Source organism: Flagellimonas taeanensis, assembly GCF_003584105.1.
In the GTDB taxonomy this organism is placed as follows: Bacteria; Bacteroidota; Bacteroidia; order Flavobacteriales; family Flavobacteriaceae; genus Flagellimonas; species Flagellimonas taeanensis.
Genome location: NZ_QXFO01000027.1, coordinates 37,336 through 63,685, shown reverse-complemented (window position 1 = coordinate 63,685; position 26,350 = coordinate 37,336). Strand labels below are relative to the sequence as shown.

Genomic DNA, 26,350 nt, shown 5'->3' with positions numbered 1-26,350 from the left:
AGGATCAAAAAGCACCAACCATACCGATACGGACCGACTGATTGAACAGTCCGGATTAAAGGGTTCCCATTGAAAACTAAGATTTAAGCTCTCGTTAAAAAAATGTAAAACCTAGGAAACTTTTTTTGTTTTTAAAGTTTCCTAGAGTACTTTTGGCCCTCATTATGCGGGAAAAAATCATACACAAAGCAACCGAGCTGTTCATAAGCCTAGGTTTCAAGAGCGTAACCATGGACGATCTGGCCAATGAAATGGGTATTTCAAAAAAAACCATCTATTCCCATTTCAGAAACAAGACCGAACTGGTAGAAGAGGCCACCATGACCATGTGCGACATCATCACATCAGGGATAGACCATATCGTTTCACATCAAAAGGACCCTATTGAAGAACTCTATGAAATCAAAAAGTTTGTCATGGTGCACCTAAAGGATGAGAAATCGTCCCCTGTGTACCAATTGCAGAAATATTATCCCAAGATCCATGAAGCCTTGAAAAAGAAGCAATACGATTCCATGCATGGCTGTGTGGCGGACAATGTGAGGAGGGGCATGGAAATGGGCATCTACCGGGACAACCTCAACGTGGAGTTTGTGTCCAGGATCTATTTTTCGGGAGTGACCAGCATCAAGGATAATGGTCTGTTCCCAACGGAAATATTCAGCAAGGTGCAAATTTTGGACTATTACCTGGAGTACCACCTCCGGGGCATCGTGACGCCAAAAGGAAGAAAAATATTGAACTCAATCATCAACTCAAATCAAGAATAAATGCGAACAACCCTAATCAGCCTTTTTTTACTATTGCCTTGGCTCGGATCGGCCCAGGATACCATCCATAGTTTCAACATGGATGAGGCCATTGCCTATGCCTTGGAGCACAACTACAGTGCCATCAATGCTTCCCGGGACATTGAAGATGCCCAAAAGCAAAAATGGGAGACCATTGCCACTGGGCTTCCACAGATATCGGGAGCAGTGAGCTATCAGAATCAATTGAAGCAGCCTGTTTCACAGATTCCTGCGGAATTCTTCGGAGGTGAACCGGGAACCTATCAGGAAGTGGTTTTTGGACAGGCACAGTCCATGTCCGCCACGGCCACATTACGCCAAAAGATTTTTGACGGATCATACATTGTGGGCGTACAAGCCACCAAAACCTTTTTGGACTATAGCCAGAACAACAAGGAAAAAACGGAACTGGAAGTACGGAAATCTGTAGTAGAAGCCTATGGCAATGTGCTATTGGCCCAAGAAAGCGTGCAGATTTCCGAAAAGAACAAGGCCACCCTGGAAAAAAACCTCTATGAGACCAAACGCATCTTCGAAAATGGTCTTGGTGACGAAGAAAGTGTGGACCAATTGCAGATAACACTCTCCTCCGTGGACAACCAACTGAAGAATGCAAAGCGACTGGAAAAAATCACTTTGCAGATGTTGAACCTGATATTGGGAATTCCCATTGATGCACCAACGGTCCTGACCGAGAATTTGGACGACCTTACCCAAAAGCAGATAGACCTTGGATTATTGGATACCGAATTCAACATAGAGAACAACATCGATTACAAATTGGCTTTGAACCTGAACGAACAGCGTGCACTGGAACTGAAATTGGCAAAAAGTTACGCACTGCCCACGCTCAATGCTTTTGTGAACTATGGAGGGAATTCCTTCAGTAATGATTTCAATTTTTTGAGCAGCGGGCAACAATGGTTCGGGTCGTCCATTTTAGGTGTGGACCTGAACATCCCCATTTTCAGTTCATTGGGAAGAAGTGCTACGACACAGCGGGCCAAAATAGCCCTAGAAAAGGCCAAGACCCAGTTTACCGAGGCCGAGGCACAGATCCGCCTTCAGTTGGAGAGCGCCAAGAGCGATTATATCCTTTCCATAGAGCAATATGGCACCTCAAAGGAAAATTTAGAGCTGGCCGAACGCATCGAAAAGAAGAACCAGATAAAGTATGAGGAAGGATTGGCCACCAGTTTCGACCTGAGACAGGCCCAGACCCAATTGTACTCCACCCAGCAGGAGTACCTGCAATCCATGGTAGATGTCATCAACAAGAAAGTCGAACTGGAAACCATATTGAATCAATAAACACAAAAGAGAAAACCATTCCATCATGAAAAAAGCAATCTATATAACATTTACAGCTGCAGTTCTAGCCTCCTGTGGAGGCGGTGGCAACAAATCATTCGAAAATGTCCTTGCCAGTGAGGACATGGCTGCCATCCGTGCCAAGCATGCCGAAATTTCCCAACAGCACAAAGCACTCGAAACGCAGTTGAAGTCCCTTGACTCTGCCATAGCCCTTCTGGACGATAGTGCAAAGTTGCCTTTGGTCACCGCTTTTGAGGCCAAGCCCCAAAGGTTTGACCACTATCTGGAACTCCAGGGCGATGTCACCACCAAACAGAACGTGCTCATTTACCCAGAAATGGCGGGCACGCTGAACCGGGTGTATGTGAAGGAAGGACAGAAAGTGTCCAAAGGGCAATTATTGGCCACCATTGACGATGGGGGGCTTTCCAGTCAGCTGGCCCAGTTGAAGACCCAGGCCGAATTGAGCCGGACCACTTTTGAACGTCAAAAAAGGCTTTGGGAGCAGAATATCGGTTCCGAAATCCAGTACCTACAGGCCAAGACCAACTATGAGGCCCAGGAAAGCGCTGTAAAGCAAATGGAGAGCCAAGTGGGCAAATCGTCCATCAGGGCCCCTTTTGATGGCATCATTGACGACGTGGTCAAAGATCAGGGCAATGTGGTGGCCCCAGGTGCAGGATCCGAAGTGTTCCGCATCGTGAACTTATCCAACATGTACATCAATGTGGATGTCCCCGAAAGCCATTTGCCCAACGTTACCCCTGGAAAGGATGTCAAAGTGTATTTTCCCGTATTGGGCGACAGTGTCACCACCAAGATCAGGCAGACCGGAAATTTCATCAATCCGGGCAACCGATCGTTCACCGCCGAAATCCCCGTTCCAAGCCTTGGGGGCAAAATCAAGCCCAACCTCACGGCAAGGGTGATGATCAATGATTACACCAGCGAAAACGCGATTCTTATCCCCCAGAGCATCCTATCTGAAAACGCCGATGGCGAACAATATGTGTTCTTGGTGGATGCCGATTCCATTTCATCCGAACCCGTGGCCAAGAAAGTGGTCATCAAAACAGGGAAAACACAAGGAGATTATGTGGAGGTACTCTCCGGAATCAATAATGGCGACGCCATTATTGACGAAGGGGCCAGAAGTGTGAAGGAAGGACAAAAAGTCAAGATAAAAAATTAGATAGCCAAAGCAATCCATCATTATGAGCAAACAAAAGAAACAAGTAGATAAGGAATTTGGCTTCTCCTCATGGGCCATCGACAACAAGACGACGATGTATGTGCTGATGTTCGTTATCCTTATCCTTGGCGGTATGGCCTACTTCAGTATGCCCAGGGAAAGTTTTCCCGAGGTCAAGGAGACCAAGATATACATCAGCTCGCTCTATCCGGGCAACACGGCCGAGGATATAGAAAAACTCATCACGGACCCCCTCGAAGATCAATTGAAGACCGTGAGCAATGTTGTGGAAATCACATCGACATCACAAGAAGACTACTCCATGATCATTGTGGAGTTTGACGAGAACATTTCCGTGGAGGGAGCCTTGCAAAAGGTAAAGGACGAGGTGGATTCCGAGACCGCTGGCGAGGACTGGCCCACATTCAACGGGGCCAAGGTGGAACCCAATGTGTTCGACCTGAGCCTTTCCGAGGAAATGCCCATTCTCAACATCAACATTTCAGGGGACTATCCCGTGGATAAACTCAAGGAGTATGGGGAATATCTGGAAGATGAGATCGAGAGCCTGATCGAAATCAAACAAGTGGATATCCGTGGTGCACAGGAAAAAGAAGTGGAAGTGGCCGTGGACATCTACAAAATGATGGCCGCCAAGATCAGTTTCAGTGACATCATCAATACCATCAACAATGAGAACATGACCACTTCCGCAGGTAACCTTATTACCAGCGGACAGCGAAGGACCATAAGAATAGTGGGTGAAATCGACGAGCCCAAAGATCTAGAGAATTTCGTAGTAAAGTCGGAGGACGGCAACCCCACTTACCTGAGGGACATTGCCAAGATCACGTTCAAGGAAGAGGACAGGACCACCTATGCACGTGAGTTTGGTCACCCAGTAGTGATGTTGGACGTCAAAAAAAGGTCGGGCAAGAACATGGTGGCAGCAGCGGACCAAATCCGCGTAATCGTTGACGATGCCGTTAAGAATGTGTTCCCTCAAGACCTGACAGTGACCATTGCCAATGACCAATCTTCCATGACCATTGGGCAAGTGGATGATTTGGTGAACAACATCATCTTTGGTATCATCCTCGTGGTCACCGTACTGATGTTCTTCCTAGGCTTCAAGAACGCCCTTTTTGTTGGGTTTGCCATTCCCATGTCCATGTTCATGTCCCTGATGATCTTAAATGCGTTGGGCTATACCATGAACACCATGATCCTTTTCGGGCTTATCATGGGGTTGGGAATGTTGGTGGACAACGGTATTGTGGTGGTGGAAAATGTGTACCGACTCATGGACGAGGAAGGTATGTCCAGGACCCAAGCTGCCAAAAAAGGAATCGGGGAGATTGCGTTCCCCATCATCATTTCCACATTGACCACCGTGGCCGCCTTTGTGCCACTGGGGCTGTGGCCGGGAATCATGGGACAGTTCATGATGTATTTCCCGATTACCTTATCCGTGGTACTGGGCTCCTCGCTCTTCGTGGCCATATTCTTCAATTCTGTACTGGTATCCAGGTACATGACCACAGAGGACAAGGAAATGCCCTTGAGGCAGATCATTCGTATTACGATCATCATATCTGTCATTGGTCTGCTCATCATTCTCTTTGGCGGGACCTATAGGGGGCTTGGCACAGTAATGGTGTTGACCGCCATCATGCTATGGGCATACAGATTCTTCTTAAGGGGATGGGCCAACAGTTTTCAGTTCAATATCCTGCCCAGATGGGAACGGTTCTATGAACGGACATTACGTTGGGCCTTGGCCAAAAGAAGACCAATTTTCATAGCCATAACCACATTCGTTCTGCTCATTATTGCATTTATGGGCTTTGGGGCATCGGTAGGTAGCCAAAGGACCAAAGTGGAGTTCTTTCCGGACAATACGCCCAATCAGATCATTGTCTATATCGAATATCCCGAAGGGACCGATATTGAAAAGACCAATGCCATCACCAAGGATATAGAGGAGCGGGTATATGACATTATCAATTCGGAAGCCTACATGCACGGGGACTATAACTTCCTTACCGAAAGTGCGGTCTCCCAAGTAGGTGAGGGTGCAGGTAACCCGCAGACCGATGGGGGCTCGGCTGCCGAGATGCCCCACCGAGGAAAGATCACTGCTACCATGCGGGAATACAAGTACCGCGAAGGAGCTGATAGTAAAGACCTTTTGCGGAAGGTACAGGAAGCACTGAAAGATGTGTACCCTGGCGTAGCCATTTCTGTGGAAAAAGATGCCGTTGGTCCTCCTGCTGGTTACCCCATCAATATTGAATTGGAAGGGGACGACTATACGGAATTGATCAACACTGCCGAAAGTATGCGCAACTTCATCAATTCCAGGAACATTCCCGGCATCGACGAGCTCAAGATAGATGTGAACAAGTCCAAACCATCCATGTTGGTCGCCGTGGACCGAAAGAAAGCCGGGGAACTTGGCGTGGCCACTGGACAGGTAGGCCAACAGCTGCGTAATTCCATTTTTGGGGCCAAAGCAGGCATCTACAAAGAAAGCGGTGAGGATTATGACATCTATGTCCGCTTTAAAGAAGGGGACCGCTATAACACCAGCGCCCTTTTCAACCAAAGGATCACGTTCAGGGATGCATCGTCGGGCCAAATCAAGGAAGTGCCCATTTCGGCTGTGGCAAGACAAGTGAACAGTACTGGATTTAGCGCCATAAAGCATCGGGATGCCAAACGTGTCGTTACGGTCTATTCTGCCTTAGCTCCCGGATACACAGATGCTGGGGCCATCGTGAGCAAGATACAGGAGGAAATGAACGATTATGAAGGGCTACCTTCGGGCATTAAAATCGATTATACAGGACAGATCGAGGAACAGAACAAGCAAATGGCCTTTTTGATGGGTGCCTTTTTCACGGGTCTGGGACTGATCTTCTTCATATTGATCTTCCAGTTCAACTCCATTTCAAAGCCCGGCATCATCATGCTCGCTATTTTCTTGAGCTTGATCGGGGTTTTTGGCGGATTGATCGCCACGGGCAGTGCCTTCGTTATCATGATGACCATGATGGGAATCATTTCCTTGGCCGGTATTGTGGTGAACAACGGAGTGGTGTTGTTGGACTATACCCAATTGCTGATTGATAGGAAAAAGGCCAAACTGGATATGGACGAAGAGGACCTATTGCCCCTTGAAGACTTTACAGAGGCTGTAGTGAAGGGCGGCAAGGCCAGGCTACGTCCCGTATTGCTCACGGCCATCACCACTATTTTGGGATTGATTCCCTTGGCCACCGGTTTCAACATCAACTTCTTTACCTTGATGGCGGATTTTGACCCGAACATCTATATTGGAGGGGACAACGTCATCTTCTGGGGACCCTTGGCATGGACCGTTATTTACGGACTGTTCGTGGCAACCTTCCTTACCTTGATCGTGGTACCCATTCTCTTCAGTTTGGTGTACAAATTGAAACTAAGGATCCAAAGGGCCAAGACAAGAAGGGAAGAGCGTAAGAATGAAAACTTGGATGCTGCCACGGCTTAACGGCAAAAGGCAGCACATAAAAAAGCCCCGACCTTAAGGTCGGGGCTTTTTGTTCATTGTGGGTCCAAGTTATTTGTTTACGGAAACAACCTCGGACTGGCTCCAATCCTTTACATTGACAATGCGGTTATCGGAAAAATCCACTTCACGCAAAACATCTTCCTTCCAAAAGAACCACTTCCCGGTCTTCTTTCCATTGTCATACTTTCCAGAGGCTATCTTTTTGCCATTGGTATCAAACATAAGCCAATCCCCATGTAACTTTCCTTTTAGCATATAACCAGTCTGGGATACTTCCCCATTTTCGTGAAAATAGGTAGCCTTCACCATTTTCCCCACTTTTTCCAAAGTCGGTTTTGTTTCCTGTGAAAACATACAAACCGAAAACATAATTGCTAAAAAAAATACAGCTTTCTTCATAGTAATGGGTTTTAAAATCTTCATTACCAAAGGGTAACTACACAAAGTTATCCAAAATACAGATGAAAATAACGTTTAAACAACAATTAATTTACATTAAATTAACTTTAAAGTTGTAAATAATTGATTTTTAATATTTTAAATTGAAAATATGTCATCCATTTATCGTTTTATTTAGGCTTTAATCCATTAAAAGGGCATTCCAATGTAAATTTAATGTTAAGAAATAGACCAAAAAACAACCTAAAACGCCTATATCGACCATATCTTGAACTGATCTATAAATAAAGGTTTGGGGACAGAAAATCCGTTTATCTCGCTATAAATATGTGCTTTCCTATTAAATTTGCCCTCTCATTAACAAACATCATGTATAGAAGCAATACTTGTGGCGAACTAAGGGCGTCACATATAGGTTCAGAGGTTATTTTAAGTGGCTGGGTGCACAAGCTAAGGGACAAGGGGTTTGTGGCCTGGGTGGATCTGCGCGACCGTTACGGGATCACGCAATTGGTATTTGATGAGGAGCGCACTTCAAAAGAACTTCTGGAACAGGCCAGGGAACTGGGGCGAGAAACCGTTATCCAGGCCAAGGGACAGGTCATAGAGCGGGCCTCCAAAAATCCCAATATCCCCACGGGGGAAATCGAGGTATTGGTGACCGAACTGACCATCCTGAACACATCCCTCCTGCCCCCCTTCACCATTGAGGACGATACCGATGGTGGGGAGGACATTCGCATGAAGTACCGCTATTTGGATATTCGCCGGAACCCGGTAAAAAATAATCTCATTTTCAGACACAAAGTGAGCATGGAAGTCCGAAAATACCTTTCGGACCAAGGGTTTATCGATGTGGAGACCCCTTACTTGATCAAATCCACACCAGAAGGTGCCCGTGACTTTTTGGTGCCAAGCCGAATGAACGAAGGACAATTCTATGCCCTTCCACAATCCCCACAGACCTTTAAACAGTTGTTGATGGTGGGCGGTATGGACAAATATTTCCAGATCGTAAAATGTTTCAGGGACGAAGACCTCCGTGCGGACAGGCAGCCGGAATTCACCCAAATCGATTGTGAAATGGCCTTTGTGGAGCAGGAGGACATCCTCAACACCTTCGAGGGCCTCACCAAACACCTTTTGAAGGAAATCAAAGGCGTGGACATTCAGGAATTTCCAAGAATGACCTATGACGATGCCATGCGCCTTTATGGCAACGACAAACCGGACATCCGTTTCGGGATGCAGTTCGGTGAACTGAACACCGTGGCACAGCACAAAGATTTCAATGTGTTCAATACCGCCGAATTGGTAGTGGGCATTGCCGTTCCCGGTGCATCGGAATATACCCGCAAGGAAATTGACGCTCTGATCGACTGGGTCAAACGCCCACAGGTCGGCGCCAAGGGCATGGTCTATGTAAAATGTAACGAAGATGGCTCCTATAAATCCTCCGTGGATAAATTCTATGATCAAGAGGACCTGGCCAAATGGGCCGAAGTGACCGGAGCCAATCCCGGAGACCTCATCTGTGTGCTATCTGGCGATGCCAATGTGACCCGTGCACAGCTCAGTGCGCTCCGCATGGAACTGGCCACTAGGCTCGGACTCCGAAAACCGAATGAATTTGCCCCACTTTGGGTAGTGGATTTCCCATTGTTGGAATTGGATGAGGAAACGGGCACCTATCATGCCATGCACCACCCCTTCACTTCTCCCAAGCCGGGTCAATTGGAGCTTTTGGAGACCGACCCTGGTGCCGTCAAGGCCAATGCCTATGACCTCGTGCTGAACGGAAATGAAATAGGTGGGGGATCCATCCGTATCCACGATAAGGAAACCCAAGCCACCATGTTCAAACATTTGGGCTTTACCCCCGAAGAGGCCAAGGCACAGTTCGGCTTTTTGATGGATGCCTTCCAATATGGTGCCCCGCCCCACGGTGGGATTGCCTTCGGCCTGGACCGTTTGGTGTCCATTTTGGGCGGTCAGGAGACCATCAGGGACTTTATCGCATTCCCCAAGAACAACAGCGGAAGGGATGTGATGATAGATGCCCCTGCCAAAATCGATGAAGCACAGTTGAAGGAACTACATATCAAATTGGACTTATAAAATTCATCCCGCCCAAGGCGGGATTTTTAATACCTTTAAGTACACCGTTAGCTAAATGCCCAATAAGAAAAGCTTACTTACCCGCTTTCTGAAATGGAGATACAAAAACATCTCCAACAAGACCTTTGTGCACATCATGAGCCTGGTCGTGGGCTTTTTGGCAGGGCTGGTGGCCGTGACGTTGAAGAACATCACCTATTTTATAGAATCCCTCTTGAAAATGGGCATTATCTTTTCCGAGAACCAACTGTACTTCATTCTGCCCACCATCGGCTTGACCTTTGTATATCTCTACGTGAAATATGTACAGAAGAAACCGCTACAACATGCCGTTTCGTCCATCATTTTTTCCCTTTCCAAAAAGGGAGGGCTACTGGGGGTCAAGGACATCTACACCCCTCTCATCACCGCACCGCTCACGGTCGGTTTTGGGGGATCCGTGGGGCTTTTGGGGCCGGCCGTAAAATCAGGATCGGCCATCAGCTCCAACCTTAGCCGATTGTTCCATATCGATACGAAGACAAGGTCCTTATTGGTGGCCTGTGCCTCCGCTGGGGCCATTTCTTCCATTTTCCAATCACCCATAGCCGCCATCATCTTTGCCGTGGAGGTGTTCACGCTGGACCTGACCATGATGTCCATGCTGCCACTGCTTCTTGCCTCAATTTCAGGGGTCCTTACCTCCTATTTCTTTTTGGGGAACGAGGTGCTTTTCAAATTCTCACTGACCGAAGGGTTCCAGTTGGAGGATACGCCTTTTTACATTTTATTGGGCGTGGGCACCGCTTTTGCATCCATCTATTTTACCAAAATGTACTTTGCCATCCTGAATTTTTTTAAACGATTCAAAAGCCCAAAATACAAGCTGTTGGTGGGCGGGATAGCCATTGGTATCATGCTCTATGCCATTCCCCCGCTCTATGGTGAAGGTTTTGGCTTCATCAACAACCTTTTGGAGGGCAATCACCTGAAAGCTTTGGGCACGACTCCTTTTGATGCCTACACGAACAATATTTGGGTGGTCATCGCACTGCTGTTCGGAATCACCCTTTTCAAGGCCATAGCCATGACGACCACTTTTGCCGCTGGGGGTGCCGGGGGGATCTTCATCCCGACCATGGTGATGGGCAGTGCACTGGGCAATGTGGTGGCTAAGGTCATCAATAATCTGGGGTTTGGGTTTTCGGTATCCGAGAGCAATTTTACCTTAATCGGCATGGCCGGTCTCATTGCTGGGGTGATCCACGCCCCACTGACCTCCATATTCCTTATTGCAGAAATTACTGGGGGCTATGAACTGTTCGTCCCCCTGATGATCACCGCTTCCATTTCGTATCTGATCACCAAAAATGCTTTGGACTATACCATATACACCAAAGAATTGGCCAAGATCGGCGCCCTTTTGTCGCACAATAAAGACCAATTGGTACTGGGTCTTTTGGAAATGGATGATGTGATCGAGAAAAATTTCATGCCCGTGCACCCGAGGATGTCCTTGGGCGAAATGCTACACGAATCCGTCTCCAAGTCCAAAAGGAACATTTTTCCTGTTTTGGACGACGACGAAAAACTGATGGGCATCATTGTGCTGGACGATATCCGGCAATTCATGTTCGATACGGAACTTTACGACACCGTTTTTGTAAAGAACTTGATGCATGCTCCGCCTGAACACATTTTCTACGGTAAGGACAGCATGAAACAGGTGATGAAAAAATTCCAGGACAGCGGGGCTTGGAACCTTCCGGTCATCAAGGATGGGAAATATGAGGGCTTCATCTCAAAATCAAAACTATTGACAGCCTATCGCAGAAAATTGATCAATTACAGCCAATGAAATTCAAATTTAAATATATTGTCGTCTTGGTCACCTTGGCCGCCATCGCTTCCATCATCTATGGTTTTTCCATTAAGGAAGAAAATCCCGGCCTGGGGCATAAGTGCATCGGCCTGGGTACCGTGGGCCTGTTCCTTGTGGCCATGCCCCTCTTCTTGATCAAGGAGAGCAAGGGGAAAAATATGAAAGATTATATGTTGACGAAGGAAAACATTAAGAAAATGCAAGAAAAGGAGCAAAAAAAGACTGAAAATCAATAATTTTCTTAAGATTTAATATTCAATTTATCTATCGCGACACAAAAAACTCTACTTTCGTATTTTAACAAATTATTTATTTTAATGACCGGTACAGTAAAATTTTTTAATGGATCCAAAGGTTATGGGTTCATTACCAACGACGACACAGGAAAGGACATCTTTGTTCACGTTACAGCTTTGAACGGGGTGGAATTGAACGAAGGCGACAAAGTAGAATACCAAGAAGAAGAAGGAAGAAAAGGAGTGGTTGCTGCACGTGTGCAGGTAATCGGATAACATCAATATTTTATTTTGATTTTTTGTAGAACCCTGGCACTGTCAGGGTTTTTTATTTAATTCAAATTCCTTCTTTGGATAAAGAACCTTTTGAGCAGCTCGGAGGCCTCATTTTCCATGACCCCTCCAAGAATCTCTGTCTTCGGATGCAAGTTCCCACCCACTACGCTGAACCCGCGCTCAAGGTCTGCAGCCCCATAGACCACTTTGGAAACTTGGCTCCAGTAGAGCGCCCCGGCGCACATTTGACAAGGTTCCAAGGTAACATAAAGTGTACACCCATGCAGGTATTTGCCCCCCAGAAAATTGGAGGCGGCCGTAATGGCCTGCATTTCGGCATGTGCCGTGACATCCCTTAGTCGCTCGGTAAGGTTGTGCGCACTGCCAATGATCCTGTTGTTCACTACCACCACCGCGCCAACGGGCACTTCCCCGATTTCAAAAGCGGTTTCGGCCTGTTGCAAGGCCTTTTTCATGAAATAGTTGTCATCAAACAGGTTCATTCCGGAAAAAAATTGAAAAAATCATGGATGGGCTAAGCTACGCATAAAAAAAGTTAGTCGATAATCGGTACTTTTGTTTTTTGTCCGTTGGAAGCACTTTTAACACATATCAATTCCCCTGAAGACCTCAAAAAATTGGGCATGGATGAATTGCCCAAACTTGCCCAAGAACTGAGGGAATTCATCATTGACATTGTATCTACCAAAGAAGGCCATCTTGGTGCCAGTTTGGGGGTAGTGGAACTCACCATTGCCCTACATTATGTATTCGACACCCCGAAGGACAAACTCATTTGGGATGTGGGACACCAGGCCTATGGACACAAGATATTGACAGGACGAAAGGAAATTTTTGGGACCAACCGACAACTTGGCGGTATCAGCGGATTTCCCAAACGAAGTGAGAGTGTGTACGATGATTTTGGCACAGGTCACAGTTCCACTGCCATTTCTGCTATTTTGGGCATGGCCATGGCATCAAGGTTGAACGGTGACCTTGCCAAACAGCACATTGCTGTGGTGGGCGATGCTTCCATTGCCAGTGGAATGGCCTTTGAGGGGCTCAACCATCTGGGCGTTACTGATGTAAATGCACTCATCATCCTAAACGATAATGCCATCGGCATAGACCCCAGCGTCGGGGCTCTTAAAAAATACCTCACCAATGTCAAAAAAGGGACAGCAAAGGACGAAAACATCTTCGAATGCCTCAACCTAAACTATTCCGGACCCATAGATGGCCATGACATTGGAGCCTTGATCAAAGAACTGGAACAGTTGAAACAACTGGGCGGACCAAAGTTGTTGCACATCATAACCACCAAGGGAAGAGGGCTGAAAAAAGCCGAGGAGGACCAAGTGGTGTACCATGCCCCGGGGAAATTTGATAAGGTGACCGGGGAACGGTTCAAAAAAGTGAAAGGAAACGAGCCTCCCAAATATCAAGATGTCTTTGGGCATACTTTGGTGGAATTGGCCGAAAGGAACGACAGGATTGTGGGAATCACACCTGCCATGCCCACTGGCAGCTCACTAAAATTCATGATGGACAAAATGCCCCATCGCGCATTTGACGTGGGGATTGCCGAACAGCATGCGGTTACCTTGGCTGCGGGGATGGCCACACAGGGCCTTGTGCCTTTTTGTAACATCTATTCCACTTTTTTACAACGGGCCTATGATCAGGTCATACATGATGTGGCCCTTCAGAACATTCCCGTAGTCTTCTGTTTGGATCGTGCCGGACTGGTGGGACAAGATGGCCCAACACATCATGGGGTGTTTGACCTCGCCTATTTGAGATGCATCCCCAACCTTGTTGTTTTTGCCCCGATGAACGAAATGGAGCTGAGGAACATCATGTACACCGCCCAATTGGGACTAAGTGGCCCCATAGCCATCCGATACCCTAGAGGGCAGGGCACAACCTTGGATTGGAAAAATGATTTTGAACCCATTGAAATTGGCACGGCCAAATGCTTGACGGAGGGAACAAAAATAGCCGTGCTCTCCATTGGCCATATCGGAAACGAGGTGAAACGGGCTATTGCCGCTTTGGACACACCCGAAAGCATTGGCCACTATGATATGCGCTTTGCCAAACCTTTGGACAAAAAGATGCTCCGTACTATTTTTGAAAGGTACGATCATATCATCACCGTGGAAGATGGCTGCAAAATGGGTGGATTTGGTTCGGCGGTACTGGAATTTGCAAACGGGGAACGGTTGTCCAAACCTGTTACCATTCTCGGTATTCCGGACAAGTTTGTGGATCATGGCACCATGGAGGAGACCCACAAGATGGCTGGTATAGATTTTGATACGCTTTTTTCATATTTACAATCAACCTTGGACCAATGCGGATAATTTGTTTTCTGATTCTATTCTTCACTGTTTTCCTTTCGTCACATGCACAGATCAATCGCTTAAAAGTCTTCGAACCCGATAGTACGGAAACGGGTTTCAAGATTGTCCGTATCAAGGATACCAAACTCAAATATCTTACCCGGGAGGCAAAGCTGACCGATCCGCGGACCGTGCTGAACCGGGTGAAACCCTTGAAGCGATGGTACAAACGCTTCAAGCCTACTTCCTTTTGGAAAAAAGTGAACGAATTTGGCCTCAACATCAATGAGGTTTCCTTTGTGAACTGGAATGCGGGGGGCGACAACTCCGTCTCGGCCCTAGCGAGTTTCCGTTTTGCACGGAACTACAAGTTTCGCTATCTGAACTGGGACAATGAGGCACAGCTCCGATATGGGATGAATGCCCAAGAAGGAAGAAAGCTCCGGAAAACGGATGACCAACTCAGGCTTTCAACGACCATAAGTTTCAGGAGGGATACCATAACCAATTGGTACTATTCCGTAAAGGCCAATTTCAACACCCAATTCTCGAACGGTTTCAAATATCCGGACAGGGAGAACCCCATTTCCAGGTTCATGGCCCCCGGCTACCTTTTTGTGGGTATCGGTACTTCCTATATTCCACCCAACGACAAGTTTAACCTTTACATATCTCCCGCCACCATGAAATCCACCTTTGTTCTGGACGATGCCCTTTCCAATTTGGGGTCCTTCGGTGTGGAAGCTGGGGACAATGTCTTTATGGAAATGGGATTTTTGGTCACCAATACCTGGGAAAAGGAAGTCCTAAAAAATGTACTGATGAAGCATAGGATAAACCTGTATACCGATTATGTGCGGAGTTTTGGAAATGTTGATGTGGATTGGGAAATGAACTTCAACCTCAAGGTAAATCAATACATCAACGCTAATATAGGCACGCATCTCATTTTTGACGATGACATCAAGTTTGATGAAGTGGTGGCAGATGACGGCACCATAGTCGACCCAGGTATCCCCCGAATCCAGTTCAAGCAGCTACTGGGCGTGGGTATCCTATACAATTTTTAGAATGTCCTCCCCGTCAATTTATCGTGGATATGCACGGCCGCACTATCCGATAGACTGGCCACGAAGCAGCTGGTGCCCAATAATATCGTATAGATGTCAACGTCTGTTTTTCGGTACATTTCGGGCAGGCTTTTCACGAGAAGCCGGTCATAGTTGGTATCATGCCCTTCCTTGATGTTGACAAGGGCCGTGGTGTACATTTCCAAAAGGTCGGATATGATACGATAGCCCGCCAGTTCCTTGTCGATCACTTCGGTGGACTGATAGATTCGCTCCACGCTCAATTTTATGATATCGTCTACCTGGGCCTTGTATTTTCCCTTATCCAAAAGAGCGGCGTCAAAATTACCTTCCAAGATCTTGTCCTCGTTCGCCACAAAAACTTCAACAGCGTCACCGATCAAGGTATTTATGGCCAAGGCCCTCAAATAGCTCAATCGGTCACTGGAACTGTTCATGGCATTGTATTTTTGGGTGTTGATGCTCCCCTTCACCAAGTTGATCAGGTATTCCAGGGCATATTCTTCCGGTACAAGCCCAAGGTTGATCCCATCCTCAAAATCGATGATGGTATAACAGATATCATCGGCCGCTTCTACCAGATAGGTCAACGGATGTCGAAAGAAAGCCGTTCCAAGGGCATTGGGGTTTGGTACGAGCCCAATTTCATGGGCAACTTCCAAAAAGAAGGCTTTTTCCGATTGGAAATACCCAAACTTTTTGTCCGCAATATGTCGGGAAGGCTTTTTGGGCAACGAGGCCTTTGGATATTTCATAAAAGTTCCCAAAGTGGCATAGCTTAACCGAAGCCCCCCGGGAACCCCTTCCCTGGATTCGGTCAGCAGTTTAAAACCGTTTGCGTTCCCTTCAAAATCGATCAAATCCTGATACTCCACTTCGGAAAGGGCATTCCTATATCTTTTGCCACTGCCCTGGGCAAAATAATTCCCGATGGCCTTTTCCCCGCTGTGCCCAAAGGGCGGATTGCCAATGTCGTGCGACAAGGCGGCTGCGGCCACTATGGCCCCAAAATCATTGAAATGATAGCCATGTACCTCGGACAAAAAGGGATATTTGGACAAGATCTGCTGCCCGGCAATGCGCCCAAGGCTCCTTCCCACTACGGAAACCTCCAAACTGTGGGTGAGGCGTGTATGTACAAAATCCTTTTTGGAGCCAACGCTAATGGGCATCGGGATTACCTGTGTCTTATCCTGAAGGCTTCTAAATGCAGAGGAGAAGATGATGCGGTCATAATCCACTTCAAAACCCAAACGGGTCTCATTTTGTTCTTTGCGCAATCTCTTTGCTTTGTCCCCGAATCTCCGTAATGAGAGTAGCTGTTCCCAGTCCATAGTTTACTATTGGTGCAATATACGCCTAAGCTTTCATATGCTCAAGCAAACCTCAAAGTGCATTTGTGCCTCGAATTTTAATGATTTCTTCATTTTAGCATTACACTTAAGACATCTAGAAGGAGCTATTTTGTATGGTTTACAATAAGGTTTTCGTTACGGATATTAGTTTTTGTCGACTATTCTTCGAAATCCTAGGGCTGCCTTTTTCAAAAAGGTGGCCCTTTTTGTATGACACATTCTTATCATAACATACAGGCAACATTAATTTAACATTGGGTACGGTTCTTTGCAGCGACAAAAACTAGTACTGTAATGGATATCAAAAAGTTGGCCCTATTGGGATTCTACTTTCTTTTCCTATGCATTCATTTTTCCTATTCGCAATACCAGGCCCAATCCACATTTGGCAATGGCCTCTTGAATATTGTCGGAAAGGACAGCAGCTGGACCGCAAAGGTTGGGGCAAGAATGCAGATTTTGGCCATTTCATCTTGGGAAGAAAACCAAAATGGGGAGCTTGGAAACCCTGAACAGAATTTTTTGGTGCGTAGGGCCCGACTGAAATTTGATGGATTTGTCCATACCCCGAAACTCCGTTACAAGTTGGAGCTTGGGCTATCCAACCGTGATATTTCAGGAGGTTCGGAATTTACGGGAAACACCCCCAGATACATTTTGGACGCCGTGGTGATGTGGAACTTTTACCAAAACTTTGAACTCTGGTTCGGGCAGACCAAACTCCCAGGAAACATTGAGCGAGTCATTTCCTCGGCGGACCTCCAGCAGGTGGACAGGTCACTGCTCAACAGCAAATTCAACATAGACCGGGACATGGGCTTTCAGCTAAGGCATCATTTCAAATTGGGGAAAAAAGCATTGGTGCGGGAAAAGTTTGCTTTTTCCCAAGGTGAGGGCAGAAACATTACCAAAGGTAATCTGGGAGGACATCAATACACCTCACGGTTGGAATTCCTTCCGTTTGGCACGTTCATTTCCAAAGGGGATTACAAAGGGGCCGACCTGAGCCGGGAACCAACTCCAAAACTCATGGTAGCTGCCACCTATGATATAAACAAGGATGCCGTAAGGACCCGAAGCAATATGGGGACATTCATGCAAACGGATACTGGCCTGTACGAAACGGATATCTCAACACTATTCATGGATTTTATGTTCAAATACCGTGGACTTTCCCTCATGGGCGAATATGCCCATCGCGATGCGGACGAGCCTGTGGCCATCAACCTGGACGGCACGGAAACAGGGGATATTGTACAAGTGGGGAATGCCCTGAACCTTCAGACAGGCTATCTTTTCAAGACCGATTGGGAAGTTTCTGCAAGGTACACCCATGTTGAATTAGATCGGGACATCACTGGAAAAAATCCGGAAAATCAATATACACTGGGACTTTCAAAGTATATTGTGGGGCACAAACTGAAGGTGCAGACAGACCTCAGTTATTTGAATGTGGACAACGGAACGGACGAGGTGATGTTCCGGTTACAATTGGACGTACACCTATAAAAAATAACCTTAACATAACTTAATCGTAGGTCATTCTCTTGATATTTGAAAAATTTTTTTGAATTTTAACTATGGACAATATTTACTTCCTCATAATGGTTGCGCTTGCAGTACTGGCCATTGCCGACCTTGTAGTTGGTGTGAGCAATGATGCCGTGAACTTCCTGAACTCAGCCATTGGGTCCAAGGCCCTTTCCTTCAAGACCATCATGATCGTGGCCAGCATAGGCATTGCCTGTGGCGCCATTTTTTCCAGTGGACTTATGGAAGTTGCCCGAAAAGGGATCTTTAACCCCGGGGAATTCTATTTCGATGAAATCATGTTCATCTTTGTGGCCGTGATGATCACGGACATTCTTTTGTTGGACTTTTTCAACACCTTGGGGATGCCCACCTCCACAACGGTCTCCATAGTGTTCAACCTTTTGGGGGCTGCGGTAGCCATGGCATTGATCAAGATAGGTGCTGCCAACGGAAATTTTTCCGATGTTGTCAACTACATCAATACCGAAAAGGCCGTTGAGATCATTGTGGGAATCCTTTCCTCGGTCGTCATCGCGTTTTCCATTGGAGCCGTGGTGCAATGGGTCTCAAGGCTTTTACTGTCCTATAATTTCCAAAAGAAACCCAAATGGACCGGTGCCATTTTTGGGGGATTGGCGCTTTCGGCCATTACATACTTTATTCTGATCAAAGGGATCAGCGGCACTCCATTTGCCGACCGAACCTACGGTCTCATTGGAAACATGACCATCAAGGCGTTCCTTGAAACCAGTGTCTATCAGGTCATAGTAGTAAACTTTTTGGCTTGGGCCGTTATTTCGTATGTCCTTATCCTATTTGCTAAAACGAACATCTATAAACTGATCATCGGTGTGGGAACTTTTTCCCTTGCCCTAGCCTTTGCCGGAAACGACCTTGTGAATTTTATAGGGGTTCCCATTGCAGGGCTACAGTCCTATCAAGCTTGGAGCGCATCGGGAATACCAGCTTCCGAGTTCAGCATGGAGGTCCTGTCCACCAAAGTGGAGACCCCTACCCTGCTACTGTTCATTTCGGGTATGGTGATGGTGGCCACTTTGTGGCTTTCCAAAAAGGCCCGATATGTAGCCGATACGGAGATCAACCTGTCCCGCGAAGGGGAGGCCAACGAAAGGTTCCAACCCAACTATTTGTCCAGAAGCCTTGTCCGGTATACCATTGCCGTATCGGAGTGGGCATCCTCCATGGTTCCTTCCAATGTAAAAGCCGCAGTTGATAAAAGGTTCCAAAAACCTGTCATCAACCTCTCCAAGGACAAAGTGCACCATTTGCCCGCCTTTGATATGATCAGGGCCTCTGTGAACCTTATGGTGGCCGGTATCCTGATTTCCGTGGCCACATCGTACAAATTACCCCTTTCCACCACCTATGTGACCTTTATGGTTGCGATGGGAACCTCTTTGGCCGATAGGGCCTGGGGTGCTGAAAGTGCCGTTTACCGTGTGGCCGGGGTACTGAACGTGATCGCTGGATGGTTCAGTACGGCCATCATCGCCTTTTTGGCCTCTGGGACCATCTTGGCACTGATCAGTTTTGGCAAGGGCGCGGCCATCGCCATTTTGCTGTTTGCCTCCGTATTGCTCTTGGTGAGGAACTACATCTCCTACAACAAGAAGACAAAGGAAATCAAGGTGGAGGATCGCCTACGAAGGGCCGAGAGCAGCTCCATACAGGGGGTCATCGAAGAAAGTGCCGCCAACATTGCCAATGTGGTGAAGCGTAGCAAAAAAATCTATTCCAATTCCATCAATGGGCTGGCCAAACAGGACCTCAACTTTTTGAAGAAGAACAAAAAACAGGGGAATAAGCTGGCCGGGGAGATCGAAGATCTTCGGGAACATACCTTTTACTTCATCAAAAACTTGGAGGAAGCCCATATTGGGGCCAGTAACTTTTACATCAATGCGATGGGGCACCTCACCGATGTTTCCCAATCCCTTGAGTACATTGGTAAGGTGAGCTATAACCATGTGCACAATAATCATAAGAAATTAAAGTACAACCAGATCAAGGAACTAAAGGAAATAGACCAAAAGCTGGAAGAACTTTTTGACAGGACCCAAAAGGCCTTTGAGGCGAAGTCTTTTGAACAGATAGGGGCCATTTTGGATTCCAAGCAGGATCTCTATGACATGGTTTCGCAAAAAATAGACAGGCAGGTTTCCAGGACAAGGACAGAAGAGTCCAGCCCCAAGAATACCACCCTCTATTTCTCCCTTTTGTTGGAAACACGTGACCTTATGACCGCTATGATGGATCTGTTGGAACAGTATTTTCAACAACACGACAGTTCCATAACACCGGCCAAGATCACGGAGAAGAAATAAAATAGCGTATCTTTTCCAGCAAATCCCGCTGAAAAATGATGCATAATTTCTTCAACTTGGACATTAAGACTAACTCTAAAAATGGCATGGTCATGCTTCGTGGGTTCGTCTATGTGTTTCTAATATTCTCTTCTTTTTCTGCTTTGGCGCAATCCAAGGAAAAGGAATGGATGTTAGGGCCTTTCGAGCGCGATCAAGATGCACGCCCCATTCTTGGGAAAAATTCAGAATCTGAGTTCAAAGATCCAATAACCCATCAAAATACGCATTGGGAATCCATGGCCACTTTTAATCCAGCGGCCATTGTGAAGGATGGGAGCATTCATGTGCTTTACAGAGCCGAGGAAAAATTAGGGGAAAAGGAAATTGGAGGGCACCGTTCCAGGATCGGGATGGCCATTTCCAAAGATGGGGTCACCTATACCAAACAGCCTGTGCCCGTTTTTTATCCCGATGAAGACCATCAAAAGCAGAATGAATGGCCTGGCGGCACGGAAGACCCCAGGATCGTGGAAACGGAAGATGGGACCTACGTACTGACCTATACCCAGTGGAACCGCGAAGTGCCTAGACTTGCAGTGGCTACTTCCAAGGATTTGGTACACTGGGAAAAACATGGCCCTGTTTTTCAAAAATATGAACAAGGTGTTTATTTAAATCGTGAAACCAAATCTGGAGCCATAGTTACTGAACTTAAAAACGACAAACTGGTTGCCGCCAAAATCAATGGGCTCTATTGGATGTACTATGGGGTTCCACACATTTGGCTGGCCAGTTCAACAAATCTGAAAGACTGGGCACCCGTGGAAACCTACGAAGGCAAACTTGCCCCAGTTTTAAGCCCCAGACCCGGTTATTTTGATTCTTGGCTGGTGGAGGCCGGACCACCTCCCTTGCTCACCGAAAAAGGCATTGTGGTGCTCTACAATGCAGGAAACTCACAGAACATAGGAGTAAAGGAACTGGGCAATCGAATTTATACAGGCGGACAGGCACTTTTTGACCCAAACGAGCCTTGGAAACTACTGGACCGCACCGATGCGCCCTTTATCAAGCCCGAACTGCCTTTTGAAAAATCGGGACAGTACAAAGAGGGGACCACTTTTCTGGAAGGACTTATACTCTTCAACGAAACTTGGTATTTGTATTATGGCACCGCTGACAGTATGGTGGGTGTGGTAAAGGCCAAACCGTAACTTACTATCTGTAAAAGTTCATCTCATCCATATATTTCCATACGGCAAAGGGAAGCAATGGTTTGATGTTTTTACCTAATTTATGGGCCTTTCGGATGAAGGTTGAAGAAATTTCCACGATGGGGGCATCCACCTTTTTGATTTTGGGATGTCCATGAAACTGGTGTTCTATTATTCCTTCGGAAATTCTGGGGTATACATAAATGAAACGGTGTTCCAAAATGGTCTCATAGTTTTTCCATTTATGGAAACCCTTCAGGTTGTCCTCTCCCATAATGAGAGAAAACTGATGTCCTTCGCCATATTTTTCATCCAAATGGACCAAGGTGTTGATGGTGTAATTGGGTTGTGGCAGATCAAACTCAATTTTGCTCGGTTTTAACTTGTCATAGTCTTGGACGGCCTCGTACACCATTTGGTACCTGTGGTGGTCCTCCAAAAGCGATTGCTTGGTCTTGAACGGGCTTTGAGGGGTGATAACGAACCAAACCTCATCCAGGTCCGAAAACTCCACCAAATGATTGGCTATAATCAAATGGCCTATATGTATCGGGTTGAAGGTCCCAAAAAAGAGCCCTACCTTTTTCATATTTATTCTTCTTTTGGACCGGGCACCTTGGCACCGACATATTCGGCGACCAGTTGGTGTGCCTCGTTGAGTGCCACATCCAAATCGTAATTCTTTATGATCTTATCAAACTGGGGAGCCGTGGCCAGTTCCACAGAGGCTTTCGCGATACGCATGTTGATCTTGTCATCGCTTTCCGTGCTCCTCTTCTTCAGTCTGATCTTCAACTCGTCCACACTGGGCGGTTTCACAAAAACGGCCAAGGTCCTATCGGGAAATTTTTTCTTTATGCGCAGGCCACCCACCACATCGATATCAAAGATCACATTCTTCCCTTCGGCCCAAAGGCGTTCCACTTCACTTTTCAATGTTCCGTAAAAGTTGTCCCGATAGACTTCCTCCCACTCCAAAAAATCCTCATTCTTGATGTGCCGCTTGAATTCCGATACCGACATGAAGTAATAATTGACACCATGCTTTTCTTTCCCTCTTCGCGGTCTTGAGGTTGCGGATACGGAAAATGCAAGGTTCAATTCGGGTTGTTTCAACAAATGTTGGACAATAGTGGTCTTTCCACTACCGGACGGTGCCGAAAAAATGATGAGTTTTCCTCCTTCTGTCATAATACGTTGAGCATTTGTTCCTTGATCTTTTCCAGTTCGTCTTTCATCTGCACCACCAATTGTTGCATGGGGGCAAAGTTGGCCTTGGAACCGATGGTATTGATCTCCCTACCGATTTCCTGTGCGATGAACCCCAGCTTTTTCCCATTGGAGTCATTGGATTTTAGCGTAGCCTTGAAATAGTCCAAATGGTTGGCCAAGCGTACTTTTTCCTCGGTGATGTCGTATTTTTCCAGATAATAGATCAGTTCCTGTTCAAACCGGTTGGCGTCCAGTTCCACCTTGAGGTCTGCCACGGCCTTTTCCAAACGCTCCCTTACCGTTGCCAGTCGTTCTGGGTCCATCACCTTGATCTGAGCCAACAATGTGTTCAGGTTATCGAGGCGATCATCGAAATCTTTCTCCAATACTTTTCCTTCCTCGTTCCTAAAGGAAACTATCTCGGAAAGCGCCTCTTTCATGGCTTCTGTTATGGCTTCATATTCTGTCTCGTCGATATCGTCCCTCTCCGTCTTCAAGGTATCTGGCATGCGCAATGCCAGTTCCAATAGTTTGATATCATCCCCCTTGGCGATATTGGCCAGCTGTTCCATGTATTTTCTGACCATGCCTTGGTTCACTTCCGCAGTGGTCTCTTCTCCTGTGATCTCCACATAGAGGGCAAGGTCCACTTTTCCGCGCACCAAAACGTCGGCTATCATCTTGCGCAATTCCAGTTCTTTCTCCCTATAGGATTGTGGGATCCTCGCATTGATGTCCAAGCTCTTGCTGTTGAGCGATTTTAGCTCTACGGTAATCTTCTTTGAAGGGAGCTGCACGATGTGCTTCCCAAAGCCGGTCATGGATTGGATCATATATACATGAAAATTTTGCCAAAGGTAACCAAAATAGCTTTTAGCCTCTTTGCGGTCTGAAAATGTTGTGCGTGGGGGGCGGGTCTTGGAACGGTTATAGTTCCCTCACCCAAATGTTCCTATAGCTCACCCTGCTGTTGTCCCCATGGTCCTGAAGCCTGATGGGCCCCTTCCCATGCGGTGGATTTTTGGGCCACCCAATGTAGGGGGTCGTTCCCTTAATCTCAGCATGGTCCTGTACCAAAACCCCGTTATGGATGACGGTCAATGTGCCCGACTTCACCTTTTGCCCCTTCTCAAAAACAGGGGCATGGTATATGATGTCATAAACGTTCCACTCCCCTGTGGGAACGGAAGCCATTGCCAAGGGGATGTGCTGTTTGTATATGGACCCAACCTGACCGTTCACGTAGGTGTCATTGTCATTGTTGTCCAAAACCTGCACTTCGTACAGGTTGGAAAGAAACACACCGCTATTCCCCCTGCTCTGCCCCTTGCCCTGCACCTCGGCAGGCGATTTCCATTCGATATGGAGCTGCACACTGCCAAAATTCTGCTTGGTCTGTATGTCCCCTGTCCTGTTCTTCACGGTCATGCTGCCGTCTTTGTTAAGGGTCCACTTGGCCGCAGTGCTATCCACGGAACTGATCCATTGGTCCAAACTGGTACCATCGAAAAGTACGATGGCATCACTCGGAGGGGCCCCGTTCGCTCCGGGCACCACCTTTGGCGGCACGGGTTGGTAGAGCTCAGTGGCCTCTGGCTTGTTGGGTTCCACTTCTTGTGCGGATACAAATATGCCCATCAGTATGGCAAGGGCCATGAAGGTGTTTCTGAATACTGACATGCTATAGTTCTTTGATCTTGATATTTCTAAAGGACACCATGTTACCATGATCCTGAAGGCCTATTTTGCCTGTTTTGAACGCCCCAAAAGCCTCCCAATCCGCAAACTTTGAATCGGCGACCAATGCATCCCATCCTTCACCTTCAACAGGAAATTCAACGATTTTGGTCCCATTGAGCATGATGTAACCTTCATTCGTCTTATGGTTGATCATGACTTCAACGGCATTCCACTCCCCTGCTGGTTTAACCGCTTTGGCAGATGGCGGCACCATATCATAGAGGGCTCCGGCCAAACGATCGGGACCGTTCTTGGCGTCGGGATGTCTCTCATCATCCAATACTTGGATCTCAGGTCCGGTCAAAAAGGGCTGTCCATACTTTTCATCTTCCTTGACCCCCCAAAAAATACCGCTGTTTCCCCCTTCGGCTATGTTCCACTCCATGGTGAGCACAAAATCGGTAAATTCCTTGTCCGTGACCAGATTGTAGTTGGCTCCTTCGGGTCTTGTTTCTGGCGGATAGAGTACCATGCTTCCATCCTCAATTTTCCAGGGCTCCCCTATTTCCCCTCCATTGTAATAGTGCCATCCTTCAAAGGATGTTCCATCGAACAAGGTGGTCCATTCAGGTTCCTCCACTACTTCGATGATTTCTTCTGCCATTTCTTCCGTGTTCTCTTTTGGTTTTTCCTTACAGGCAAAAGCCACGGCAAGTACTGCCAACAAAGCTGATTTTTTCATAATCCTAGTATTCGTTTTAGTTGATTTTTATCTATTTCAGCACCGGCAAAATCATCGAACGTTTTGGTCGTTGCCTCGATGATATGGTCCTGTATGAATTTGGCTCCTTCACGGGCTCCCTGTTCCGGACTCTTGATGCAACATTCCCATTCCATCACGGCCCACACATCGCACCCATACTGGGTCAGTTTGGAAAAGATGGTCTTAAAATCGATTTGACCATCGCCTAGGGAACGATACCTTCCGGCCCTGTCTCCCCAATCGTTATAACCACCAAAGGCACCTTTCTTACCCGTGGGGTTAAACTCGGAATCCTTCACGTGGAATGCCTTGATGAACTCGTGGTAATGGTCTATGTATTCGATATAATCCAACTGCTGCAGTACAAAATGGCTTGGGTCGTAGAGGATATTGACCCGTTTGTGATTGCCCGTGGCTTCCAAGAATCGCTCAAAGGTGTCCCCATCATGCAGGTCTTCCCCTGGATGGATCTCATAACAGACATCCACTCCTTCTTTATCAAAATGGTCGAGGATGGGCATCCATCTTTTGGCGAGCTCCTCAAAGCCCATTTCCACCAGTCCGGCAGGGCGTTGGGGCCATGGGTGGGCGGTATGCCAAAGCAATGCCCCTGAAAAGGTTGCGTGGGCATTAAGACCCAATCTTCTACTGGCCGTGGCTGCTTTTTTCACGGTTTCGATGGCCCACTGGGTGCGCTCCTTGGGTTTGCCTTTAAAGGCTTCAGGAGCAAAATTGTCGAACATGATATCATAGGCAGGGTGAACCGCCACCAATTGTCCTTGCAAGTGGGTGGAAAGTTCCGTGATCTCCAACCCATAGGAATTGATCTTTCCCTTCAGTTCATCACAATAATCCTGACTTTCGGCTGCCTTGTCCAAATCGATGAGAAACGATTCCCAAGTGGGTATCTGGATGCCTTTGTACCCCAAACTTGAGGCCCATTTACAAAGTCCGTCCAAGGAGTTGAACGGAGGTTGACTGTCCACAAATTGCGCTAAGAATACAGCCGGTCCTTTGATTGTCTTCATTTAAATTGATTTTAAGAATTTATAAATCCTCATCCATTTAGGATTTATCTTCTATA

22 protein-coding genes are annotated in these 26,350 nt (G+C 46.9%); 13 read left to right on the top strand and 9 right to left on the bottom strand.

The window, feature by feature from the left end; all coding sequences use genetic code 11:
- Positions 1-164 precede the first annotated feature (164 nt).
- From D2V93_RS15445 to D2V93_RS15430, 4 genes are read left to right on the top strand one after another with little or no spacing between them, the layout of a single operon-like run.
- The gene (locus D2V93_RS15445; RefSeq protein ID WP_119620041.1) at positions 165-770 is read left to right on the top strand and encodes a TetR/AcrR family transcriptional regulator; all 606 of its coding nucleotides are present in this window, start codon (positions 165-167) and stop codon (positions 768-770) included.
- Positions 771-2,102 carry a TolC family protein gene (locus tag D2V93_RS15440; RefSeq protein WP_119620040.1) on the top strand — a complete coding sequence of 444 codons (1,332 nt, stop codon included), beginning with the start codon at positions 771-773 and terminating at the stop codon, positions 2,100-2,102.
- A 25-nt stretch (positions 2,103-2,127) separates the two neighbouring features.
- Entirely contained in the window at positions 2,128-3,297 is a 1,170-nt protein-coding gene (locus D2V93_RS15435) for an efflux RND transporter periplasmic adaptor subunit (protein WP_119620039.1), read from the top strand.
- Between the two features lie 22 nt (positions 3,298-3,319).
- Positions 3,320-6,832 (top strand): efflux RND transporter permease subunit, encoded by a 3,513-nt coding sequence (locus tag D2V93_RS15430; RefSeq protein ID WP_119620038.1) that lies wholly within the window; start codon positions 3,320-3,322, stop codon positions 6,830-6,832.
- Positions 6,833-6,901: 69 nt separating this feature from the next.
- Here the strand turns inward: D2V93_RS15430 and D2V93_RS15425 are convergent, their stop codons facing one another.
- A complete protein-coding gene (locus tag D2V93_RS15425) occupies positions 6,902-7,207 on the bottom strand; it encodes a toxin-antitoxin system YwqK family antitoxin (RefSeq protein ID WP_245978260.1) in 306 nt (101 codons plus the stop codon).
- A 414-nt stretch (positions 7,208-7,621) separates the two neighbouring features.
- Here D2V93_RS15425 and aspS point away from each other — a divergent pair, with 414 nt between their 5' ends.
- From aspS to D2V93_RS15405, 4 genes are all read left to right on the top strand, one after another.
- Positions 7,622-9,370, top strand: coding sequence for an aspartate--tRNA ligase (aspS, locus tag D2V93_RS15420; protein WP_072880617.1), 1,749 nt, complete (start codon positions 7,622-7,624; stop codon positions 9,368-9,370).
- 55 nt (positions 9,371-9,425) lie between these two features.
- On the top strand, positions 9,426-11,207 hold the full coding sequence (locus D2V93_RS15415) for a chloride channel protein (protein WP_072880615.1): 1,782 nt from the start codon (positions 9,426-9,428) through the stop codon (positions 11,205-11,207).
- The gene (locus tag D2V93_RS15410; protein ID WP_072880613.1) at positions 11,204-11,467 is read left to right on the top strand and encodes a hypothetical protein; all 264 of its coding nucleotides are present in this window, start codon (positions 11,204-11,206) and stop codon (positions 11,465-11,467) included. The genes D2V93_RS15415 and D2V93_RS15410 overlap by 4 nt, the downstream gene beginning before the upstream one ends.
- Before the next feature lie 81 nt (positions 11,468-11,548).
- A complete protein-coding gene (locus D2V93_RS15405; protein ID WP_072880611.1) occupies positions 11,549-11,743 on the top strand; it encodes a cold-shock protein in 195 nt (64 codons plus the stop codon).
- 56 nt (positions 11,744-11,799) lie between these two features.
- On the opposite strand, the gene D2V93_RS15400 is transcribed toward D2V93_RS15405, so the two are convergent.
- A complete protein-coding gene (locus D2V93_RS15400; protein WP_072880609.1) occupies positions 11,800-12,246 on the bottom strand; it encodes a nucleoside deaminase in 447 nt (148 codons plus the stop codon).
- Between the two features lie 141 nt (positions 12,247-12,387).
- On the opposite strand from D2V93_RS15400, the gene D2V93_RS15395 reads away from it, so the two are divergent.
- Together D2V93_RS15395 and D2V93_RS15390 are read left to right on the top strand one after the other, a co-directional pair.
- Positions 12,388-14,112 carry a 1-deoxy-D-xylulose-5-phosphate synthase gene (locus D2V93_RS15395; RefSeq protein ID WP_245978258.1) on the top strand — a complete coding sequence of 575 codons (1,725 nt, stop codon included), beginning with the start codon at positions 12,388-12,390 and terminating at the stop codon, positions 14,110-14,112.
- A complete protein-coding gene (locus tag D2V93_RS15390) occupies positions 14,103-15,161 on the top strand; it encodes a DUF3078 domain-containing protein (protein WP_119620036.1) in 1,059 nt (352 codons plus the stop codon). The genes D2V93_RS15395 and D2V93_RS15390 overlap by 10 nt, the downstream gene beginning before the upstream one ends.
- On the opposite strand, the gene dgt is transcribed toward D2V93_RS15390, so the two are convergent.
- Positions 15,158-16,516: a dGTP triphosphohydrolase gene (gene dgt, locus D2V93_RS15385; protein ID WP_119620035.1), complete on the bottom strand. Its 1,359-nt coding sequence runs from the start codon at positions 16,514-16,516 to the stop codon at positions 15,158-15,160. The genes D2V93_RS15390 and dgt overlap by 4 nt on opposite strands.
- A 315-nt stretch (positions 16,517-16,831) precedes the next feature.
- Here dgt and D2V93_RS15380 point away from each other — a divergent pair, with 315 nt between their 5' ends.
- The 3 genes from D2V93_RS15380 (at position 16,832) to D2V93_RS15370 (ending at position 21,611) form a co-directional block, all read left to right on the top strand.
- On the top strand, positions 16,832-18,046 hold the full coding sequence (locus tag D2V93_RS15380; RefSeq protein WP_119620034.1) for a porin: 1,215 nt from the start codon (positions 16,832-16,834) through the stop codon (positions 18,044-18,046).
- A gap of 71 nt (positions 18,047-18,117) precedes the next feature.
- On the top strand, positions 18,118-20,415 hold the full coding sequence (locus tag D2V93_RS15375; protein ID WP_119620033.1) for an inorganic phosphate transporter: 2,298 nt from the start codon (positions 18,118-18,120) through the stop codon (positions 20,413-20,415).
- A 56-nt stretch (positions 20,416-20,471) separates the two neighbouring features.
- Complete coding sequence (locus D2V93_RS15370; RefSeq protein ID WP_245978256.1) at positions 20,472-21,611, top strand: glycoside hydrolase family 130 protein; 1,140 nt, start codon at positions 20,472-20,474, stop codon at positions 21,609-21,611.
- Positions 21,612-21,615: 4 nt separating this feature from the next.
- On the opposite strand, the gene nadD is transcribed toward D2V93_RS15370, so the two are convergent.
- From nadD to D2V93_RS15340, 6 genes are all read right to left on the bottom strand, one after another.
- Positions 21,616-22,200, bottom strand: a complete 585-nt coding sequence (gene nadD, locus D2V93_RS15365) for a nicotinate (nicotinamide) nucleotide adenylyltransferase (RefSeq protein WP_119620032.1) — start codon at positions 22,198-22,200, stop codon at positions 21,616-21,618.
- A 2-nt stretch (positions 22,201-22,202) separates the two neighbouring features.
- Positions 22,203-22,802, bottom strand: coding sequence for a guanylate kinase (gene gmk, locus D2V93_RS15360; protein WP_119620031.1), 600 nt, complete (start codon positions 22,800-22,802; stop codon positions 22,203-22,205).
- Positions 22,799-23,656 (bottom strand): YicC/YloC family endoribonuclease, encoded by an 858-nt coding sequence (locus D2V93_RS15355; RefSeq protein WP_119620030.1) that lies wholly within the window; start codon positions 23,654-23,656, stop codon positions 22,799-22,801. Before D2V93_RS15355 ends, gmk begins: the two co-directional genes overlap by 4 nt.
- A 94-nt stretch (positions 23,657-23,750) precedes the next feature.
- Positions 23,751-24,479, bottom strand: coding sequence for a 3-keto-disaccharide hydrolase (locus D2V93_RS15350; protein WP_245978287.1), 729 nt, complete (start codon positions 24,477-24,479; stop codon positions 23,751-23,753).
- Positions 24,480-24,504: 25 nt separating this feature from the next.
- Positions 24,505-25,245, bottom strand: coding sequence for a 3-keto-disaccharide hydrolase (locus D2V93_RS15345; RefSeq protein WP_119620028.1), 741 nt, complete (start codon positions 25,243-25,245; stop codon positions 24,505-24,507).
- A complete protein-coding gene (locus D2V93_RS15340; RefSeq protein WP_119620027.1) occupies positions 25,242-26,294 on the bottom strand; it encodes a sugar phosphate isomerase/epimerase family protein in 1,053 nt (350 codons plus the stop codon). The genes D2V93_RS15345 and D2V93_RS15340 overlap by 4 nt, the downstream gene beginning before the upstream one ends.
- Between the last annotated feature and the right edge of the window lie 56 nt (positions 26,295-26,350).

Coding starts and splice junctions, on each gene's coding strand:
- D2V93_RS15445 (WP_119620041.1), top strand. CDS start 165: ATGCGGGAAAAAATCATACACAAAGCAACCGAGCTGTTCATAAGCCTA.
- D2V93_RS15440 (WP_119620040.1), top strand. CDS start 771: ATGCGAACAACCCTAATCAGCCTTTTTTTACTATTGCCTTGGCTCGGA.
- D2V93_RS15435 (WP_119620039.1), top strand. CDS start 2,128: ATGAAAAAAGCAATCTATATAACATTTACAGCTGCAGTTCTAGCCTCC.
- D2V93_RS15430 (WP_119620038.1), top strand. CDS start 3,320: ATGAGCAAACAAAAGAAACAAGTAGATAAGGAATTTGGCTTCTCCTCA.
- D2V93_RS15425 (WP_245978260.1), bottom strand. CDS start 7,207: ATGTTTTCACAGGAAACAAAACCGACTTTGGAAAAAGTGGGGAAAATG.
- aspS (WP_072880617.1), top strand. CDS start 7,622: ATGTATAGAAGCAATACTTGTGGCGAACTAAGGGCGTCACATATAGGT.
- D2V93_RS15415 (WP_072880615.1), top strand. CDS start 9,426: ATGCCCAATAAGAAAAGCTTACTTACCCGCTTTCTGAAATGGAGATAC.
- D2V93_RS15410 (WP_072880613.1), top strand. CDS start 11,204: ATGAAATTCAAATTTAAATATATTGTCGTCTTGGTCACCTTGGCCGCC.
- D2V93_RS15405 (WP_072880611.1), top strand. CDS start 11,549: ATGACCGGTACAGTAAAATTTTTTAATGGATCCAAAGGTTATGGGTTC.
- D2V93_RS15400 (WP_072880609.1), bottom strand. CDS start 12,246: ATGAACCTGTTTGATGACAACTATTTCATGAAAAAGGCCTTGCAACAG.
- D2V93_RS15395 (WP_245978258.1), top strand. CDS start 12,388: ATGGATGAATTGCCCAAACTTGCCCAAGAACTGAGGGAATTCATCATT.
- D2V93_RS15390 (WP_119620036.1), top strand. CDS start 14,103: ATGCGGATAATTTGTTTTCTGATTCTATTCTTCACTGTTTTCCTTTCG.
- dgt (WP_119620035.1), bottom strand. CDS start 16,516: ATGGACTGGGAACAGCTACTCTCATTACGGAGATTCGGGGACAAAGCA.
- D2V93_RS15380 (WP_119620034.1), top strand. CDS start 16,832: ATGGATATCAAAAAGTTGGCCCTATTGGGATTCTACTTTCTTTTCCTA.
- D2V93_RS15375 (WP_119620033.1), top strand. CDS start 18,118: ATGGACAATATTTACTTCCTCATAATGGTTGCGCTTGCAGTACTGGCC.
- nadD (WP_119620032.1), bottom strand. CDS start 22,200: ATGAAAAAGGTAGGGCTCTTTTTTGGGACCTTCAACCCGATACATATA.
- gmk (WP_119620031.1), bottom strand. CDS start 22,802: ATGACAGAAGGAGGAAAACTCATCATTTTTTCGGCACCGTCCGGTAGT.
- D2V93_RS15355 (WP_119620030.1), bottom strand. CDS start 23,656: ATGATCCAATCCATGACCGGCTTTGGGAAGCACATCGTGCAGCTCCCT.
- D2V93_RS15350 (WP_245978287.1), bottom strand. CDS start 24,479: ATGGCCCTTGCCATACTGATGGGCATATTTGTATCCGCACAAGAAGTG.
- D2V93_RS15345 (WP_119620028.1), bottom strand. CDS start 25,245: ATGAAAAAATCAGCTTTGTTGGCAGTACTTGCCGTGGCTTTTGCCTGT.
- D2V93_RS15340 (WP_119620027.1), bottom strand. CDS start 26,294: ATGAAGACAATCAAAGGACCGGCTGTATTCTTAGCGCAATTTGTGGAC.